We start from the raw sequence: 17,937 nt of genomic DNA, 5'->3' as shown, positions 1-17,937 counted from the left end.
CTCCACGCCCACCCCATGAACACGGTGATCTCCCCCCGACAGCCCCACCTCTCCCCCGGTCTCCTCGACGCGGTCCGCGCCCGGCTCATCCGCGACCGCGTCGATCCCACTCCGGCCCGGGTGGCCGCCGCGCTCCGTGCCGAGGGGGGTGTGCTCGGCGATTCCGAACTCCTCTCGATCGTCCGGGTGCTCCGGGCCGACCTCACCGGTGCCGGCCCCCTCGATCCGCTCCTCAACAACCCCGGCATCACCGACATCCTGGTGAACGGCCCCGATCAGGTGTGGGTCGACGATGGCGGCGGCCTGCGCCGGGTTCCGCAGATCCGCTTCCGCGACGACGGCGCGGTCCGCCAGCTCGCCCAACGACTCGCGGCCCAGGCGGGACGGCGCCTCGACTCCGCCGCGCCATGGGTGGACGCCCGTCTCCCCAACGGCGCCCGGCTCCACGCGGTGCTCGCCCCCATCGCGCCCGAGGGCACCTGTGTCTCCCTGCGCCTGCCCCGGCACCGGGTCTTCTCCATGGACGAGCTCGTCTCCTCGGGAACACTCCCCGCTGCAGGAGCGCACCTGCTCCAAGCCGTGGTGGCGGCGAAAGCCGCGTTCCTCGTCTGTGGCGGCACCGGCAGCGGCAAGACCACGTTGCTGTCCGCCCTGTTGTCCCTGACCCGGCACGACGAGCGGCTTCTCCTCGTCGAGGACTCCGCTGAGCTGCGCCCCGAGCATCCCCACGTGGTACGGCTCCAGGCCCGGCCTCCCAACATCGAGGGAACCGGTGGCGTCGATCTCCACCAGCTCGTTCGTCAGGCGCTGCGCATGCGTCCCGACCGACTCGTCGTCGGCGAGGTCCGCGGAGCCGAGGTCGTGGACCTGCTCGCGGCCCTCAACACCGGCCACGAGGGGGGATGCGGCACCCTCCACGCCAACGCGGCCGCCGACGTACCGGCCCGCGTCGAGGCGCTCGGATGCGCGGCGGGGATGAGCCGCCAGGCCGTCCACAGCCAGCTCTGCGCCACCAGGACACTCATCATCCACCTCGCCCGATTCCCCGACGGCGTCCGCCGTGTCACCGAGCTGCACGTGTTGCGTCGCGACCCTACCGGCCTCGTCCACACCGTGCCCGCGATCGAGTTCCCGGCCGAGGGCGGTGTGCGCGCGCACGCCGGCGTCACCGACCTCACCACCCGCCTGGCCGGTCTGTGGTCCCCTCCCCGGGGAGAGGGATGATCCCCGTGCCGGTTCTCCCGTTCTCCCCCGAATCACTGCTCGTCCTGGGAACCGCCGGCTGGACGGTGCTGTGCGCCCTCCCTTCCCCCAGTGCCGTCCGGCTGCGCCGGATCATCGGCAACGCCCCCTTACCCCCGGGTTCCTTCTGGCAACGACCACATGGGTGGGCGAACGCGGTCCTCGACCGCGACCGCGCACGCCGGCGCAGGGCCGCCATCGACCTGTGCCGGGCCACGGCCGCCGAGCTTCGAGGCGGCCGTGGCCCCTCCGACGCGCTGGCCTCCGCCGTGGACGAACTCGACGCCTCGGTCGCCGCCGACCTCGGTAGGGTCGTCGCCGCCCTGCGCGGTGGAGACGACCCTGTCCCTGCGCTGTCGCGCGTTGCGGAACTACCGGGGTTCGCCGGGATGCGGCATGTCGCGTCCTGCTGGCGGGTCGCCTACGACACCGGGGCCGGCCTGGCCGATGTCATGGACCGCCTGGCCGACTCCCTCGCCCGGGACGAGGCCCATCTGCGGGAGCTCTCCGCCCACCTCGCCGGCCCTCGCACCACCGCGCTCCTGCTCTCGCTGCTCCCCGTCGCCGGTCTGCTCCTGGCCGCCGCGCTGGGAACAGGCCCGCTGAGGTTCCTCTGCACCACGCCCGCGGGGCTCGTCTGCCTGGGCGGCGGGCTCGGTCTCGACGTCTTGGGCCTGTACTGGGTCCGCCGGATGTCCCGTGGGGTCACGGCCTGGATCGAGTCCCGATGAACCGCCGCCATCGGTGGTCTCCCCCTCATCGGCCGGCGGGATCGCTCCTCCTCCCGCTGCTCCCCCGCCACACGATCCCGTCCCTCGTCCCCGGCCCCGACCTCGACGTCCTCGCCGGAGTCCGGCCATGACCGTCTGGGAGCTCCTGTTCGCGGTCTGTCCGACCACCGCCGCCGTGCTGCTGTGGGGCGGCCGGTCCCAGTCGGATCGACGGCTCGCGGCACTGTCGCCGGCGCCGCCCCGTCCCTCACGACACGGCGGGGGCGCCTCCCCGTGGCGGCCGGGTCCCCTCGTCCGCGCTCTTCTCGCTTCCCTTCCCGCCGTAACACTCGTCTTGACGGTGGGGTTCGCCTGGGGGATCCCCATCGGCGCGGTCGCGGCGGTGGTGGTGTGGTGGCGGCTGGGGCGGGGCGATCCCGCCGGCATCCGTCGGCGGGACACGTGTGCCGTTTCCGCGTTTCCCGTCATCGTGGACCTGCTGGCGGCGGTCCTCAGAGCCGGTGTCACCACCTCCGAGGCGCTCGACGCGGCCGCCACCGCGGCCACGGGTTCCCTCCGGGACGATCTGCGAGCGGTCGCCGAACGGTTACGGCTCGGCGCCGACCCCGTGGCCGCCTGGCACGGCATCGACACTCCCGCCGAGCTCTCCGCGCTGGGGCGCACTCTGGCGCGCGCGGCCCGCACCGGCGCCCCGGTCGCCGACATGCTGGAGCGCTTCTCCCTGGAATGCCGTCACGCCGCCAGATCCCGTGTGATCACGCTGTGTCAGCGTGTCGGCGTCCTATCCGTGCTCCCCCTGGGGTTGTGCTTTCTGCCCGCGTTCGTGCTCATCGGCGTCGTCCCCCTCGTGGCCGGCCTGGTTCCGACCATGGTCATCCCCTGAGCGGCCGGTCCCTCTTTATCCACAGGAAGGACTCGCGCCTTTCCCGCCCGGTCCTTCCCCGCCCATCCTGGTCACAGGCCAGTCCTCGTCTGGATTGCGCGCCCCTCACTCCACCGGAGGAACCCTTGCCCCGCTTCTCCTCTCCTCCCCGGCGTCCCCCCGGCGTCTCCCGGTCCCGGCGTCACGGCGAGCTCGGCATGTCCACCGCCGAATACGCGCTGGGCACCGTCGCCGCCTGCGCCTTCGCCGCCGTGCTCTATATGATCCTGACCGGCTCCCGCGTGCGCGACGTCCTCACCGACATGGTCACCACCGCGCTGCGCCAGGTGGGGGGATAGGGTGCCCCGTCCCACGGTCCTTCTCCCCGTTCCCCGTCCCGCCTTCCGGCCCGACAGCGACGAGGGGCTGGTGACCGCCGAGATCGCCACGGCCCTGCCCGGACTGGCCCTCCTTCTCGGAATCGCCCTGGCCTCCGTCGCAACGGTGGCCGCCCACATCATGTGCGTGGACGCCGCGCGAATCGGGGCCCGCGCCCTCGCCCGTGGCGACTCCAGCGCCTCCGCACACGCCCTCGCCTCCGGCGCGGCCCCCGAAACCGCCGACATCCGGCTCAGTGTCGACGGCGGCTACGCGCGCGTCAGCGTCAGCGCGCCGGTCCGCCTGGGCTCCGGCCCGCGGCTTCCGTTCATCGTGCGGGGCGACGCCGCCACCCCCCTGGAGCCCCGATCATGACCCCGCCGGCACCGGGCCGAACCCCGGCCGCTCCCCTCCAGGACGACACCGGCTCGGGCACCGTCTGGGTCATCGCCCTGTGTCTGGTCATCTGGTTCGCCACCCTGGCCGCCATAGTCGTCACCGGAGTCCGCGTGGGCCATCACAGGGCCGCCTCAGCGGCCGACCTCGCCGCTCTGGCAGCCGCACGCCACGCCCATCAGGGCCACGGCCCCTCCTGTGCCGCCGCCGACAGCGTCGCCGGCGCGAACGGGGCGCGCGTCGCCGCCTGCGCACTGGACGGGTTGGTCGTCGACGTCCACGTCGAATTCCCCCTCCCCCTGTTCTCAACGCACGCCACGGCGCACGCCCGGGCCGGCCCCGTCATCTCTTCGACGACTCCCGAGGTCCCGTCACCCCCAAAAGGAGATCCATGACTCTGGACTCCACCGTGGCCCCTCCGTCTCTCCTGCGGACCACGGCTCTCGTCTTCGGCCTCACGATCGCCTGCTGTGCCTTCTCCGCCTTTCCCGAACAGGCCGATCCCTTACCGGTCCGTCCGCCGTCTCGCACCGACTCCGGCATCGTGTACCCCGTCGGCCCCGGCACGGCCGCCTCGTCACCGCGGGAAGCGCCCGCCCCGAGCCCGCGTCTCCATCACCCCCGCGTCCATCCAGGCACGTCCGGCGACAGCACCCCCACGCCACCACCCGCGAGGGCCGGACAGGACCCGCGCCCTGTCCCCAACCCCTCGCCCGGAACCTCGGCCCGCCCTCGGGAACACTCCGTCCGCGCCTCTCCCACCGGTTCCACGACCACCGGCTCCAGCCTCGCGGTCGAGTACGGCCGCCTTCCACCACGCTCCCCCCTTGACCGGGGCATGCACCTGGTGGGATCGGTGTCCACCCTGCTGCTGATGCTCATCGCCGTGCTCACCCTCGCCCTGCGGCTCAGCGTGGGATGGCCACGCTTCCCCCCGAGGTACCGAGGCCGGCGCCGAATCGACCGTTGACCGCTCTGAGAGGCCCACCGTGCACGTCCCCGCTCCTTCCCCTCGTGCTCCACACCACCATCGACGGTGCGCCGGGTGCCCGCCCTTTTGCTCCCTCGTCCACGGACCGAACCGTGCGCTCCGACGGCCCGTCAGACGCCACGGCGACCGATCCGCACAGCACCGCCCGCCGCCGGCGGTGGGCGATGCGTGACCTTCTGCCTCCGGCACGCCGGCCCCGGTCCCGGGCAGCACACCGGCGCACGGCCAGCGGCCACGTGGCTCCCGTTCCCCTCCCGCAAGCGTGCTCCCCCCGATCTTCGGCGACCGTCGCGCCGGGCTCCCTCGGCGTTCGCGCGCCGCCGCCCGCTCCGTGTCCCCGGTCCGGACGGTGGCACCTCCGCCGTCCGGGCCGGCTCTCCCTTCGGGTTCCACCCGGTCCACGACCGCTCCGAGCCGAGCTTCCCCTTCCGGAAGGTGTTCCAGCGGGTCGACTCCCGTGCTTCCACCGCACGGGCGCGGCTCCCCAACGTCGAGTCGTAGGGCCTGCGAATCCACCAGCCAGTCCCGGTGAGGGGAGACCTCCCTCGCCGCCCCAACAGCCCGTAGGCCTCCAGTTCGGTCACCGGGAACCGGATCCCACCTCTCCCGGCCACTCGTGAAACGACCCGACCGTCGATCCCCGTCAACGGCGACGACCGGCTCGCCTCAACCCCCTGGACCCATCGCCATGTACCAGCACGATCACGCATCCCCGCGGCCGCGGCCGCCTCGACATCCGGCTCCCAGGCACGCGCCGCGGAACACGTGTCATCGCCGGCGCCTTCGTAGTCCGACCGCAACGCGCGGTCCGCCTCCGCCGTGATCGCCGTGTCCAGGGCGTCGGGAGCCTCCCAACGCCCACGCCGGCCTGCCCTCCGGCGAGAAGGCAGGCCGGTCATCAACGTGACCACGGCACGCGGGTGGTGGGGGGGTGGGGGGATCCCTCCCAGAAGCGGTGCCGGCTCTCTCACACTTCGGACAGGACCTCGTCGAGGAGTCGGAGAGCCCCGGACTTGCTCAGCGGCTCGTTGCCGTTGCCGCACTTGGGCGACTGGATGCAGGAAGGGCAACCGTCCTGGCATTCACAGGTGGCGATCGCCTCGCGGGTGGCGGTGAGCCAGTCGCGGGCCGCGGCGTAACCGCGCTCGGCGAACCCGGCGCCGCCCTCGTGCCCGTCGTAGACGAACACGGTGAGGAGCCCGGTGTCGGCGTGCAGGGCGGTGGAGACCCCACCGATGTCCCAGCGATCGCAGGTGGCGAACAACGGCAACAGCCCGATGGCGGCGTGTTCGGCGGCGTGGGCGGCTCCACGCAGTTCCACACCCTCGGCACGGAGCCGCTCGGTCCCGTCCTGCTCGACCGTCCACCACATGGCCCGTGACCGTAGCGTCCGTCGCGGAAGGTCCAGGGGCTGTTCCCCCAGCACTGTTCCGGTGCGCAGGTCGCGTTTGAGGTAGGAGACGACCTGCCGGGTCACCGACACCTCGCCGAAGTGCACCGCGGCCGTCCCCCAGCGTCGGGATCGCAGGGTCGACAGGATCTCGATCTCGGTGACGTCCCGGGCCCAGGTGCCGTAGTCCGGGTCGGCCTCGCGTACGAGTGCGATCCCCTCCTCCAGATCCAGTGTCTCCACGACGTAGGTGAGCCCCTGGTGCAGGTACACCGCCCCCTCGTGGACGGTCGAGTGCGCGGCGGCCTCGTCCACCGTTCCCAGCAGTTGTCCGCTCTCGGAGTCGACGATCTGGACGGGACTGCCTCCCCCGCCGCGGATGTCGGCGAGTTCACAGGCGCGGTCGCGGCGCGTCCAGTACCAGCCCCGGGGGCGTCTGCGCAGCATTCCGTCGCGGACGAGCCCGTCCAGGACCTCGGGCGCGGCCGGTCCGAAGATGTCGAGGTCCTCTGTGGTGAGGGGAACCTCCTCGGCGGCGGCGCACAGGTGCGGGCCGAGCACATAGGGGTTGTCCGGATCGAGCACGGTGGACTCCACCGTGCGTCCGAAGATCGCTTCGGGATGGTGCACGAGGTAGGTGTCGAGAGGATCGTCGCGGGCGACGAACACCGCCAGCGCCTCGCCGCCCCGGCGGCCCGCGCGGCCGGCCTGCTGCCACAGCGAGGCCAGTGTTCCCGGCCACCCGGCCATGAGCACCGCGTCCAGGCCGGTGATGTCGACTCCCAGCTCCAAGGCGTTGGTGCTGGCCAGCCCCAGAAGCCGGCCGCTGCGCAGCTCCTCCTCGAGGGCGCGTCGATCGGCGGCGAGATAGCCGGCGCGGTAGGCGGCGACATGGCCGGTGAGGTCGTGGCGGCCCGCCTCGCTTAGTGCCCTGCGGGCCGACATGGCCACGAGCTCGGCGCCGCGGCGGGAGCGGACGAACGCCAGGGTGCGCACGCCCTCGGCCGCCAGGGCGGCGAGCAGGTCGGCGGTCTCCGCGGTGGCGGTCCTGCGGACGGGGGCGCCGTTCTCCCCGGCCTGGTCGGTGAGCTCGGGTTCCACGAGGACGAAGTCGACCGCGGCGCGCGGGGAGGTGTCGGTCTCGACCGCGCGAACGGGCAGCCCGGTGAGGCGCCGGGCGCTGTCCTGCGGGGTGGCCGTGGTGGCCGAGGCCAGGATGAAGGTGGGGTCGCTGCGGTAGTGGGCACAGACCCGGCGTAGTCGCCGCATGATCTGGGCGACGTGCGAACCGAAGACCCCCCGGTAGCGGTGGGACTCGTCGACCACGATGTAGCGCAGGCGCCGCAGGAAACGGGACCAGGCGCTGTGCCGTCCGAGGATGGCGCGGTGGAGCATGTCGGGATTGGTCAGCACGTAGTTGGCGTGGGCCCGGATCCAGGCGCGCTGCTCGGCCGGCGTATCGCCGTCGTAGGTGGCCGCCCGTAGCCAGGGCAGGCCGAGCTCGTCGAGCGTGCGCTGCTGGTCCGCCGCCAACGCCTTGGTCGGTGAGAGATACAGCACGCTGCCCTCATCGGCGACGGCGGAGGCGCACGGTAGAAGGAAGGCGAGCGACTTCCCGGAGGCCGTACCGGTGGCTATGATCACATTGTCACCGGCGTGGGCGAGGTTGGCCGCGTCCACCTGGTGCGACCAGGGAGCGGTGATCCCCAGCTCGGTAAGCCGCTCCAGCAGGGAGGGTGGTGTCCAGCCGGGCCAGTCTTGCCTTACTCCATGGCCACCTGCCAGATGTTCCACATGTGTCACCTGCGAGGTCCGGGTATCGTCACGCCACAACCGTCGGAGCGTCGACTCCCACCGGTTCACTCGACACCCTCCTCGGCAGAGGCCGCACCTCACAGGACGGCAGATGTATGGATACCGGTTTCAGTGTGGCACCCGGGGGAACACACGCGCGGGGTCGTGGTTTTCTTGTGCGTAGCACGGAGATGAAACGACCAGGCGTGGTTGAATGCCGCCTTGTGGGGTAACGCCCGGCAGAGATCACCCGCGGTTTTGATCGCGGTTCGGCGCTGGAGGACTAGTGGACTTGAAGCTTGATCACCACACCGAGGACGACACCGAGATCGTCGTCGTTGAAGGTGAGATCGACGTCTATACCGCGCCTCGGCTGCGTGAGCTTCTGATCGACCTGGTGAACAAAGGGAACTTCCACCTGGTCGTCAACATGGAGAAGGTCGAGTTCCTCGACTCCACCGGTCTCGGCGTGCTCGTGGGCGGCCTGAAGCGAGTTCGTGCCCACGACGGCACGCTCGACCTGGTCTGCACCCAGGAGCGCATCCTGAAGATCTTCCGCATCACCGGCCTGACCAAGGTGTTCGGCATCTACGGTTCGGTGCAGGAAGCCATCGACAAGCGTAAGTCGAAGTAGTCGCGTAACGAGCGTAGCGATGGCAATCGTCCAGCTCACGATCAGTGCGCTGCCCGCCCACGTCCGTACCGCGCGGCTCATGGCGACCGCTGTGGCCCGGCGGGCGGGTATCGCGGAATCCGCCCTCGACGAGGTTCGTCTGGCGGTTGGCGAGGCGTGCTCGCGCGCGGTGGAGGCCCACCGCGCGCACTGCCCCGACCAGCCGATCCAGCTCGAACTGATCGACAGCGCCGGTCCCCTCCCCGCCACGTCCTCCCATCCCGGTGGGGTGGCGCCGGAGTGGGGCAGCGGGAACGGTGACGGCCCTGGCCGTTTCGAGGTCGTCGTCTCCGACCGGGCACCGGCCAAGGAGACGGCCGACTTTCCGCTCGACTACCACGTCCCCGACGGTGTCAGCGCCTTTCTCGGCGTTCCGACCCCGGCCGGCGGGGTCTCCGGCCTCTCCCCGGACGTGGGGCTGGCGGTCATCATCGGTCTGGCCGACGAGGTGAGCATCGAGCCTCATGACGACGGCACGGTGGTCCGTATGAGCTGGCCGTTGGAGCACGGCGGCCCCGTCTCTCGGGACTCCGTGCAATCGACCGGCTGACACGGAACGGTATCGGTCTTCGGGCGTCTTCCCTCGGGGAGGCGCCCGTTGTCGTGTGGAAGGGTCCGGGACGCGCCGGGAGCGACCGCCTCCGCGGCGCTCATCTGTCGACGTACCCGGAGCGGGCCGTCACCGGATGTCACGGCCCTCAGCGGCCGATGGGACGTTCCCGTCTCGGTGTTGTGGACCCCACGAGGGTTGGGGCCATGGCCTCCCGTGCGGGGACACCGGTCGCGGCCAGGCGCCGGCGGACCGCCTCCTCCTAGGATCTTCCCCGATCGGCCTCTCCCGTCGGGCACGGGGAACGTGGACGGTCCGTGGGCACGCCGCCGGTCACGGGGCGGTCAGTCACACTGCTGGGTCGACACGGGCTGCTCGGCGGTGCGGCCCCTGTCCGCGTTCTCGGCGACCTCCTGCGCGGTGAGGACGTATCCGGTCTCTTCCTCGTTGGTGGCCGCGGCGAACACCACGCCGTAGACCGTGCCCTGCGGCGACAGCAGAGGTCCGCCGGAGTTGCCGGGCCGCACGACGGCACGGATCTGGTAGATGTCGCGGCTGACCTGCTGGGAGTGGTAGAAGTCGGGTCCCTGAGCGGTCTGTTCGGCCCTGATGCGCGCCGGGACGACGGTGAACCCGCTGTCCCGGGGGAATCCGGCGACGACCGCGTCGTCGCCCTTGTCCGCCTCCTCCTCGAACTCCAGGGCCGGCAGCTGCAGCCCGGGAACGTCGAGGACGGCGATGTCCTGTTGGGGGTCGTAGAGCACGACCGTGGCCGCGAGCTGCTGGCCGGACCGGGTGACGATACGCAGTTCCTGTTCGACGCCGGCGACGACATGCGCGTTGGTCATGATCCGTTCGGGCGCGTAGACGAATCCGGTCCCCTCGACCCGGCGCTGACAGGAGGGAGCGGTGCCGAGGACCTTGACGACGCTACGGCTGGCCTGGCGCAGCCCTTCGGTGTTGAGGACATCGGGGTCGGGGGCGTCCACCTCGGCGGGTTCGCCCGTTCCCAACCCGCTGAACACCTGGGGGAAGGCGCTCTGGTCGACGATCCTGCGGAACGTGGAGAACCAGGTGTGGGCGGTGTCGGGCATGAACCGGTCGACCGTGTGCAGGACCCGTGAGTTCTGGACCTGCGTGGTGACGAACGGAAGGGCGGAGTTGGCGACCGCGCTGCCGATGAGCCAGGCCACGAACAGGACCGACAGCGCGCTGACGACCGCGCCGCCCATCGCGTCGAGTACCCGCGCGGAGTTCCAGGTCACCCGGTTGCGGACGAGGGCCCCGACGTAGGAGGCGAGGAACTGCCCGGTGGCCGCGGCGACGAACACCGTGGCGATGGCCAGGAGCGCCTGCTGGCTGGGGTCCTCGACGAGGCGCTGGATCAGCGACGGCGCGCCGAGCGCGGCGAGCACCCCGCCACCGATGAATCCGGCGAAGCTCAGCACTCCGACGATGAACCCCTGGCGGTATCCCGACAGCGCGAAGACGATGACGAGCACGACGAGGATCGCGTCCAGCACGGCGCCCTCCATCCCGTTACGGTACCCCGCCGCCCGGAGGGACAGGGGGAACAGCGTCGACGGTCTCGGCCGCTCCCCCGACAGGCCACGGCCGCTCCCAGCCGCCCAGGACGAGCAGCCGGTTCAGTATCGCCGCTGTGAACCCCCACACCAGCATTCCCCTGACCCGAAACGCCGGTCCCGTGGAACCGTCGGGGTGACGGGTCAGCAGCCGGTTGGTAGGGTCGGCGAGCTCCGCGACGGGGACGCGGGCGACCGAGGCGACCTCGCCGACGTCGACGGGCCGGACCTCGCTGGGCTCGCGCCACCAGGCGAGGACCGGGGTGACCCGGAACCCGCTGTGGGCGATGTAGAGCTCGGGCAGAACGCCGAGGACGTCCACCCCCGCGGGGTCGAGTCCGGTCTCCTCCTGGGCCTCGCGCAGCGCGCAGGCGACCGGGCCGTCGTCGTCGGGGTCGAGGGAGCCCCCGGGAAAGGCGGGCTGGCCGGAATGGCGACGCAGCCCTGTGTTGCGCTGGATCAACAGGACGTCGGGGCCGTCCGGGCCGTCGCCGAAGAGGATGAGCACCGCGGAGTGGCGTCCGCCCTCGCGGGGCGGGCGCATGCCCCGGGGAACGGGCATGCGGGGCGCGGCCTCGGCCAGCGAGCTCAGCCAGGCCGGGACGGTGATCTCGGGCCGGGCGGTCACGAGAACGGCCCCGGCCGTACGAGCTTGCGGGCGGCGGCCTCGTCCGTGGGCCCCTCGCCGAAGGCCGGGCACCAGTGGGCGAGGGCACAGGCTCCGCAGGCGGGCCGGCGCGCGTGGCAGATCCGGCGGCCGTGCCAGATCACCCGATGGGACAGCATGGTCCAGTCCTTCGGTGGGAACAGTTCGGCGATCTCGTGTTCGACCTTGACGGGATCGGTCTCGCGTGTCCAGCCGAATCGGCGGACGAGCCGGCCGAAGTGGGTGTCGACGGTGATGCCGGGGACCCCGAACGCGTTGCCGAGCACCACGTTGGCGGTCTTGCGCCCGACCCCGGGGAGGGTGACGAGGTCACGCAGCCGTCCGGGGACCTCGCCCCCGTAGCGCGCGCACAGCTCCTGCCCCAGGCCGATGATGCTGTTGGCCTTGGCCCGGAAGAAGCCGGTGGAGCGGATGATCTCCTCCAGCTCCTCGCGGTCGGCCGCCGCGTAGTCGGCGGCGGTGCGATAGCGGGCGAACAGGACCGGGGTGACGGCGTTGACGCGCTTGTCGGTGCACTGCGCGGACAGGATGGTGGCGACCAGCAGTTCCAGCGGGTCGGTGAAATCAAGCTCACAGTGGGCGTCGGGGTACAGGAGGGTCAGCTCCCGGTTGATCCGGCGGGCGCGCCGCACCAGGGCGAGTCTGGTCTCGCCCGTCGGGGTGTCGCGGTCGCCGGGACCCCCGGCCCTCCGGGGTGTTGCGGAGTTGGTCGAACTGTCACGAGACACGCCCCACAGCCTACGGACGTGTACGCCTCCTGGTCCGATATCGGCCAGAGGTGAGCGAGATTATGTCGGCATTGTCGGGGCAACGGCCGGGTTAGCCGCCATCAGGGCGTTATTGCATCTAAGATCGTTAGTGCTGACGTCGGCTGTGGCGGAGCCGGTCGTCACCCGCGCAACGAGCCGAGGTAACGACCCGGTTTCACAGCAGGTGCGATATACGTCACACTGTTGACGGTCAGGCTGCAAGGAGGAAGTGGTGGACGAGACCAACGAGGTGCTGAGCAAGGCTCCCTTGTTCGAGGCACTCGACGAGGATGGAGCCGCGGCGCTGCGCGCCTCGGTCAGCGAAGTGCGGCTCGGCCGGGGCCAGACGCTGTTCTCCGAGGGGGACGAGGGCGATCGCCTCTACGTGATCCTCAGCGGAAAGGTCAAACTCACCCGGACCGCCGTGGACGGCCGCGAGAACCTGCTGAGCGTGCTCGGGCCGGGCGAGATGTTCGGTGAGCTCTCCCTGTTCGACCCGCGGCCGCGCACGGCCAGCGCCGTCGCGGTCACCGACACCGTGCTCGCCGGGCTGGGCCATGACGACCTGCGCCCCTTCATCTCCCAGCAGCCCGAAGTGGCCGTGCACCTGCTCAAGGCGCTGGCCGCGCGGCTGCGCCGGACCAACGACACCATGTCGGACCTGGTCTTCACCGACGTTCCCGGCCGGGTCGCCAAGGCCCTGCTCGACCTCGCCGACCGCTTCGGCAAGGAGGGCGACGACGGTCTGCACGTCCACCACGATCTCACCCAGGAGGAGCTGGCCCAGCTCGTCGGCGCCTCCCGCGAGACCGTCAACAAGGCGCTGGCCGAGTTCGCGCTGCGTGGCTGGCTGCGCATCGAGGCCAAGGCCGTCGTGCTGCTCGACATCGAGCGGATGCGCCGCCGCGCGCGTTAGGCCCGCGCCGCCCTGGCCGTACAACGGACGACAAGCCCGGCATGTGCCGGGCTTGTCGCGTTTGCGGGGTCACTCGGTGGCGAGCTCCACGGGGACGTCGCCTCTTTTGGCGAGGTAGCGCAGTTGCGCCCGAACCGAGGCCCGGGCCGCGGGCAGGACGTCGGGGTCGATCCCGGCGTAGACACGTGCCACGATCTCGTCGCTGGTGGCGGCTCCCGCCTCCACGGCGTCGGTGATCTGCGCCAGGCGTTCCTCGCGATGGCCGATGTAGGAGTCGATCCAGGCCAGGGGTTCGGTGCAGATGGGCCCGTGCGCCGGCAGCAGCGCGCGGATCCCCTCGGCGGCCACAAGGGAGCGCAGCCGCGTCAGCGAGTCCATGTAGGCGCCCAGGTCCCCGTCCTCGGCGAGCACGGTCGTGCCGCGGCCCAGGACGGTGTCCCCGGTCAGCACGACGTCGTCGGCCGGCAGGTGGAACGACACCGAGTCGGCGGTGTGGCCCGGCGTGGCGATCACCCGGAGTTCGAGCCCGTCGACGTCGATCACCTCGCCGTCGGCGAGCCCCTCGGCGCCGATGCGGTGGGCGGGATCGACGGAACGCACGGGCGCACCGGTCAGTTCGGAGAAGTAGGGCGCTCCGGCGCTGTGGTCGGAGTGGCGGTGGGTGAGCAGGGTGACCGCCACTTGGGCGCCCTGTTCCTGGACGGTGCGGGCGACCCGCTCCAGGTGGCGTTCGTCGTGGGGCCCGGGGTCGACGACGACCACGCCGCGGGTGCCGGGTTCGCGCAGCACCCACGTGTTGGTGCCGTCGAGCGTCATGGGGCCGGGGTTGGGGCAGAGTACGCAGCTTGCGCGCAGGGTTCCGGAGCCGTCGATCCTCATCGCACCTCACACTCGTCGCTCAAGGGGAGTATGCCGCCCGCGCAGGACGGGGGCACGCCTGGTGTGCTCCACGTCGTCTCGCGCTCCGACGCGCTCGTTGTTCCTTCCCTGAAACGGTGTCCCGTCCACGGCCCTGCCCCGCTCCGGCCGTCCGCGACGGGTCCGGGTCACTCCGGCTGGTCGTCCCCGTCGGGTAGCAGCACCCTCACCTCGCCGTCGACCTCGCGGAGCTCGGGCATGATGGGGGAGATGACACGTTCGGCCGCGAGCACCTCCGACACCGTGGCGCACTCGGCGAGCTCCCCGAGCGTGATCACGGTCGGCGGCAGCATGGCCAGTTCACCACGACGCCACCCCTCGACCGCCGCGCGTGGGCGCACCCAGGCGACACGGTCGGCCTCGCCCCCCACGTCACGGGTCTGCTGTCCCTCGGGGAGCAGGGCCGCGAAGAAGCGGGTGTCATAGCGCCGCGGTTCGGCCTCGGGGGTGATCCACTGCGCCCACGGCCGGAGCAGGTCCGAGCGCAGCACCAGGCGACGCCGGCGCAGAAAGTCGGCGAAGGAGAGCGTTCGATCGATGAGCGCGCGGCGGTCCTCCTCCCAGTCGTCGCCCCGGGTGTCCGCGACGACCTCGTGGGAGGAGGACCCGGCGAGGAGCACACCCGACTCCTCGAAGGTCTCGCGTACCGCCGCGCACACCAGGGCCCGGGCGAGGGGCTCGTCGGCGCCCAGCCTGCGGGCCCACTCGCCCGCGGGAGGTCCGGACCAGGCGATCTCGGCGTCGGCGTCGCGCGGATCCACGGAACCGCCGGGGAACACGTAGGCGCCGGGCGCGAAGGGCATGGAGGAGACCCGGCGCAGGAGGTAGACCTCCAGGTCCGGAGGGTCCCCGCCCTCGCGCACCAGCATCACCGTGGCGGCGGGACGGGGCTCGACGGGGCGCGCGCCCCTGGCGGGCGTGCCGCGGCCCTGGGCTCCCAGGGCCGCGGACGGACGTGCTGGGCGCGTCGGACGGTGCTGGTCTGCCATGGTCGTCCTCCCCGGGGCACGGCGGCCCCCGCCTTTAGTCGACCTCGACGGTCATCTCGACCTCGACCGGCGCGTCCAGCGGCAGGACCGCCACGCCGACCGCGCTACGGGCGTGCGCGCCGAGGTCGCCGAACACCTCGCCGAGCAGCTCGCTGGCGCCGTTGATCACCTGGGGCTGACCGGTGAAGGCCGGGTCGCTGGCGACGAAGCCGACGACCTTGACCACGCGCCGGATCCGCGACAGCTCCCCGACCTCGGCCTTGACCGCGGCGATGGCGTTGAGCGCGCACAACGCGGCGAGCCCTTTGGCCTGGTCGGGATCGACCTCGGCACCGACCTTGCCGGTGGCGGCGAGCCGACCGCCCTCGAAGGGCAGCTGTCCGGAGGTGTGGACGTGGTCGCCGCTGCGCACGGCCGGCACGTAGGCGGCGACGGGACGGGCCACCTCCGGGAGCTCCAGCCCCAGTTCGGCGATGCGCTCCTCGGGGGTCGCCACTACGCCTTTTCCCTCTTCATGTAGGCGACCAGCTGCTGGTTGCGCGGATCGCCGTCGACGGAGGGTCCCGGGATGACCGAGACCAGCTCCCAGCCGTCCTCTCCCCAGTTGTCCAGGATCTGCTTCGTCGCGTGCGACAACAGCGGCACGGTCGCGTACTCCCACTTCGTCATGAGCGACACCTTACTCATGACGCGCCTCCGATGACCGGTGAGCCCGCCCGCACCGCCGGAATCGGCGCCGTCTCACATCGTCCTGTGGACGAACGGCCCCGGTTCGGAGGGCGACCATAGACTTCCTGGGGTGAGCGCACGCGAACGTGATTGGGACGGTGTCCGCCTGCACGTCGTCACCGGCAAGGGTGGCACGGGCAAGACCACCCTTGCCGCCTCGCTCGCCCTGGCCCTGGCGTCCGGGGGGCGCAGGGTGCTGTTGGTCGAGGTCGAGGGCCGGCAGGGCGTCGCGCAGCTGTTCGACTGCCCGCCCCTGCCCTACGAGGAGCGGCGCGTCGCGGTCGCCCCGCGCGGCGGCGAGGTCCACGCGCTGGCCGTCGACCCCGAGGCGGCCCTGCTGGAGTACCTGGAGATGTTCTACGGCCTGCGGCGGGCCGGCGAGGTGCTCACCCGTTTCGGGGTCATCGACTTCGCGACGACCATCGCCCCGGGCGTACGCGACGTCCTTCTCACCGGCAAGGCCACCGAGGCGGTCCGCCGCCGGGTCCGGCGCGACCGGGCCCGACGCGACGCGCCGGGTACGGACGCGCCCGCCCCGTTCGTCTACGACGCCGTGGTGATGGACGCCCCTCCCACGGGGCGCATCGCCCAGTTCCTCAACGTCAACGCCGAGGTGGCGGGCCTGGCCAGGTCCGGCCCCATCCGCAACCACGCCGACCGGGTCATGGAGGTCATCCGCTCCGCCGAGACGGTCGTGCACTTCGCGACCCTCCTCGAGGAGATGCCCGCCCAGGAGTGCCTCGACGGTATCGCCGAGGTGGCCGGGGCGGGGCTGAACGTCGGCGGTGTCCTCGTCAACATGGTCCGGCCTCCCCTGTTGGACCCCGACACCCTGGCCAGAGCCGCCCTGGGCGAGACCGACACCGCCGCGCTCGTCCAGGGGGTGAAGGCCGCCGGACTGGAGCACCCCGAGGAGATCGCGCGCGGGCTGGCCGACGAGCTCGTCGGCCACGCGCTGCGGGTCCGGCTGGAGTCGGACGTGCGCGACCGGCTGGCCTCCGCCGGCCGTCCCCGTTACGAGCTCCCCCTGCTCACCGACGGTGTGGACCTGGCCGGGCTGTACCGGCTGGCCGAGACGCTGCGCGACCAGGGTGCCGCGTGAACGACCGGCTCGGGAGAAGGAGACCAAGATGAACCCAACCGGACCGCCCCGCCTGGACATCGACGTTCTTCTGGACGATCCCGCCACCCGGATCATCGTGTGCTGCGGTTCGGGCGGCGTGGGCAAGACGACGACGGCCGCCGCGCTGGCCCTGCGGGCCGCCGAACGCGGGCGGCACGCCGTGGTCATCACGGTCGATCCGGCCCGCCGCCTGGCTCAGGCGCTGGGCCTGTCCGAGCTGGACAACACACCGCGGCCGGTGCCGCTGCGCGACCCCGGATCCCGGGAGGACGGTGGGTCGCTGCACGCGATGATGCTGGACATGAAGCGCACGTTCGACGAGGTCGTCGAGGCCCATGCCGACCCCGGCCGAGCGGAGCAGATCCTCGCCAACCCCTTCTACCAGTCGCTCTCCTCCGGCTTCTCCGGCACCCAGGAGTACATGGCCATGGAGAAACTGGGCCAGCTCCGCGAATCGGGCGAGTGGGATCTGATCGTCGTGGACACGCCCCCGAGCAGGTCGGCGCTGGATTTCCTCGACGCCCCGAAACGGTTGGGCCGTTTCCTCGACGGTCGGCTCATCCGCTTCCTGTCGGCCCCCGCGAAGGGCGGGGGCCGGGCGCTGCGCCTGCTCGGCGCGGGCTTCGGGATGGTCACGGGCATCGTCGGCAAGGTGGTGGGCACCCAGCTGCTGACCGACGTGCAACGGTTCGTGTCCGCCTTCGACGCGGTCTTCGGCGGCTTCCAGGAGCGGGCCGAGCGCACCTACCGCCTGTTGCAGGCCCCCGGCACCGCCTTCGTCGTGGTGGCGATCCCCGAAGGGGACGCGCTCCGCGAGGCGTCCTACTTCGTGGAGCGGCTCAGGGGCGACCGGATGCCGTTGGCCGGACTGGTCCTGAACCGTGTGCACTCCACCGGGGTGCCCCAGTTGTCGTCCGTCCGTAGTCTGGCCGCGGCCGAGGCCCTGGACGAGCACGGGGAGCATCCGCTCGCCGCCGCCGCGCTACGGTTGCACGCCGAGAGCGCACGTGTACGCGACGCCGAGTCCCGGTTGCGCGCCCGTTTCACCTCGGTCCATCCGGAGGTCGCGCTGGCCGAGGTCCCGGCCCAGCCCGAGGACGTGAACGACCTCGACGGGTTGCGCGTGATCGGGCGCGCGCTGGCCGACGGCGCGGACCGGCCATGACATCGCGGCCGGGTCGATGGGCGCGTCGCCGCTTCCCGGGAAGCCTCCGAAGCGCTTCGTGATCATGGAAAGATATGTGTGGGTTTCCTAT

20 protein-coding genes are annotated in these 17,937 nt (G+C 71.8%); 12 read left to right on the top strand and 8 right to left on the bottom strand.

What is annotated here, in order from left to right; all coding sequences use genetic code 11:
* Positions 1-15 precede the first annotated feature (15 nt).
* From ACYVHU_RS04365 to ACYVHU_RS04335, 7 genes are all read left to right on the top strand, one after another.
* Positions 16-1,224 (top strand): TadA family conjugal transfer-associated ATPase, encoded by a 1,209-nt coding sequence (locus ACYVHU_RS04365; RefSeq protein ID WP_432937963.1) that lies wholly within the window; start codon positions 16-18, stop codon positions 1,222-1,224.
* A gap of 5 nt (positions 1,225-1,229) precedes the next feature.
* Complete coding sequence (locus ACYVHU_RS04360) at positions 1,230-1,973, top strand: type II secretion system F family protein (RefSeq protein ID WP_432937960.1); 744 nt, start codon at positions 1,230-1,232, stop codon at positions 1,971-1,973.
* Between the two features lie 127 nt (positions 1,974-2,100).
* Complete coding sequence (locus tag ACYVHU_RS04355; RefSeq protein WP_432937958.1) at positions 2,101-2,856, top strand: type II secretion system F family protein; 756 nt, start codon at positions 2,101-2,103, stop codon at positions 2,854-2,856.
* Entirely contained in the window at positions 2,778-3,194 is a 417-nt protein-coding gene (locus ACYVHU_RS04350; protein ID WP_432937955.1) for a DUF4244 domain-containing protein, read from the top strand. Before ACYVHU_RS04355 ends, ACYVHU_RS04350 begins: the two co-directional genes overlap by 79 nt.
* A 1-nt stretch (position 3,195) precedes the next feature.
* On the top strand, positions 3,196-3,588 hold the full coding sequence (locus tag ACYVHU_RS04345) for a TadE family type IV pilus minor pilin (protein ID WP_235001142.1): 393 nt from the start codon (positions 3,196-3,198) through the stop codon (positions 3,586-3,588).
* Entirely contained in the window at positions 3,585-4,004 is a 420-nt protein-coding gene (locus ACYVHU_RS04340; protein ID WP_078763566.1) for an Rv3654c family TadE-like protein, read from the top strand. The genes ACYVHU_RS04345 and ACYVHU_RS04340 overlap by 4 nt, the downstream gene beginning before the upstream one ends.
* A gap of 443 nt (positions 4,005-4,447) precedes the next feature.
* Positions 4,448-4,579: a hypothetical protein gene (locus tag ACYVHU_RS04335; protein ID WP_268805620.1), complete on the top strand. Its 132-nt coding sequence runs from the start codon at positions 4,448-4,450 to the stop codon at positions 4,577-4,579.
* Between the two features lie 988 nt (positions 4,580-5,567).
* Here ACYVHU_RS04335 and ACYVHU_RS04330 read toward each other — a convergent pair.
* A complete protein-coding gene (locus ACYVHU_RS04330; RefSeq protein ID WP_498947579.1) occupies positions 5,568-7,793 on the bottom strand; it encodes a DEAD/DEAH box helicase in 2,226 nt (741 codons plus the stop codon).
* Positions 7,794-8,070: 277 nt separating this feature from the next.
* Here ACYVHU_RS04330 and ACYVHU_RS04325 point away from each other — a divergent pair, with 277 nt between their 5' ends.
* Together ACYVHU_RS04325 and ACYVHU_RS04320 are read left to right on the top strand one after the other, a co-directional pair.
* The gene (locus ACYVHU_RS04325; RefSeq protein WP_078763567.1) at positions 8,071-8,418 is read left to right on the top strand and encodes an STAS domain-containing protein; all 348 of its coding nucleotides are present in this window, start codon (positions 8,071-8,073) and stop codon (positions 8,416-8,418) included.
* Positions 8,419-8,437: 19 nt separating this feature from the next.
* Positions 8,438-9,007: an ATP-binding protein gene (locus ACYVHU_RS04320; RefSeq protein ID WP_078763568.1), complete on the top strand. Its 570-nt coding sequence runs from the start codon at positions 8,438-8,440 to the stop codon at positions 9,005-9,007.
* 344 nt (positions 9,008-9,351) lie between these two features.
* On the opposite strand, the gene ACYVHU_RS04315 is transcribed toward ACYVHU_RS04320, so the two are convergent.
* The 3 genes from ACYVHU_RS04315 to nth form a co-directional block, all read right to left on the bottom strand.
* Entirely contained in the window at positions 9,352-10,530 is a 1,179-nt protein-coding gene (locus tag ACYVHU_RS04315) for a MarP family serine protease (protein WP_078763652.1), read from the bottom strand.
* A 16-nt stretch (positions 10,531-10,546) separates the two neighbouring features.
* On the bottom strand, positions 10,547-11,152 hold the full coding sequence (locus tag ACYVHU_RS04310; RefSeq protein WP_078763653.1) for an NUDIX hydrolase: 606 nt from the start codon (positions 11,150-11,152) through the stop codon (positions 10,547-10,549).
* A 62-nt stretch (positions 11,153-11,214) separates the two neighbouring features.
* Positions 11,215-11,892, bottom strand: coding sequence for an endonuclease III (gene nth, locus ACYVHU_RS04305; RefSeq protein WP_235001149.1), 678 nt, complete (start codon positions 11,890-11,892; stop codon positions 11,215-11,217).
* 346 nt (positions 11,893-12,238) lie between these two features.
* Here nth and ACYVHU_RS04300 point away from each other — a divergent pair, with 346 nt between their 5' ends.
* Positions 12,239-12,922: a Crp/Fnr family transcriptional regulator gene (locus ACYVHU_RS04300; protein WP_078763570.1), complete on the top strand. Its 684-nt coding sequence runs from the start codon at positions 12,239-12,241 to the stop codon at positions 12,920-12,922.
* 69 nt (positions 12,923-12,991) lie between these two features.
* Here the strand turns inward: ACYVHU_RS04300 and ACYVHU_RS04295 are convergent, their stop codons facing one another.
* The 4 genes from ACYVHU_RS04295 to sp36 form a co-directional block, all read right to left on the bottom strand.
* Positions 12,992-13,801, bottom strand: coding sequence for an MBL fold metallo-hydrolase (locus tag ACYVHU_RS04295; RefSeq protein WP_078763571.1), 810 nt, complete (start codon positions 13,799-13,801; stop codon positions 12,992-12,994).
* Positions 13,802-13,968: 167 nt separating this feature from the next.
* Positions 13,969-14,709, bottom strand: coding sequence for an NUDIX hydrolase (locus ACYVHU_RS04290; RefSeq protein ID WP_078763572.1), 741 nt, complete (start codon positions 14,707-14,709; stop codon positions 13,969-13,971).
* A gap of 154 nt (positions 14,710-14,863) precedes the next feature.
* A complete protein-coding gene (locus tag ACYVHU_RS04285; RefSeq protein ID WP_078763573.1) occupies positions 14,864-15,325 on the bottom strand; it encodes a RidA family protein in 462 nt (153 codons plus the stop codon).
* The gene (sp36, locus tag ACYVHU_RS04280) at positions 15,325-15,498 is read right to left on the bottom strand and encodes a Sp36 family protein (protein ID WP_078763574.1); all 174 of its coding nucleotides are present in this window, start codon (positions 15,496-15,498) and stop codon (positions 15,325-15,327) included. Before sp36 ends, ACYVHU_RS04285 begins: the two co-directional genes overlap by 1 nt.
* A 130-nt stretch (positions 15,499-15,628) precedes the next feature.
* Here sp36 and bagA point away from each other — a divergent pair, with 130 nt between their 5' ends.
* On the top strand, positions 15,629-16,660 hold the full coding sequence (gene bagA, locus ACYVHU_RS04275) for an ATPase BagA (protein WP_078763575.1): 1,032 nt from the start codon (positions 15,629-15,631) through the stop codon (positions 16,658-16,660).
* A gap of 28 nt (positions 16,661-16,688) precedes the next feature.
* Positions 16,689-17,846, top strand: coding sequence for an ATPase BagB (gene bagB, locus ACYVHU_RS04270; RefSeq protein ID WP_078763576.1), 1,158 nt, complete (start codon positions 16,689-16,691; stop codon positions 17,844-17,846).
* The last annotated feature ends 91 nt before the right edge of the window (positions 17,847-17,937 follow it).

The sequence above is a fragment of the Marinactinospora endophytica genome (genome assembly GCF_054780875.1).
Note: the sequence above shows the minus strand (reverse complement) of the source record. Positions and strands in the feature narration are given on the sequence as shown.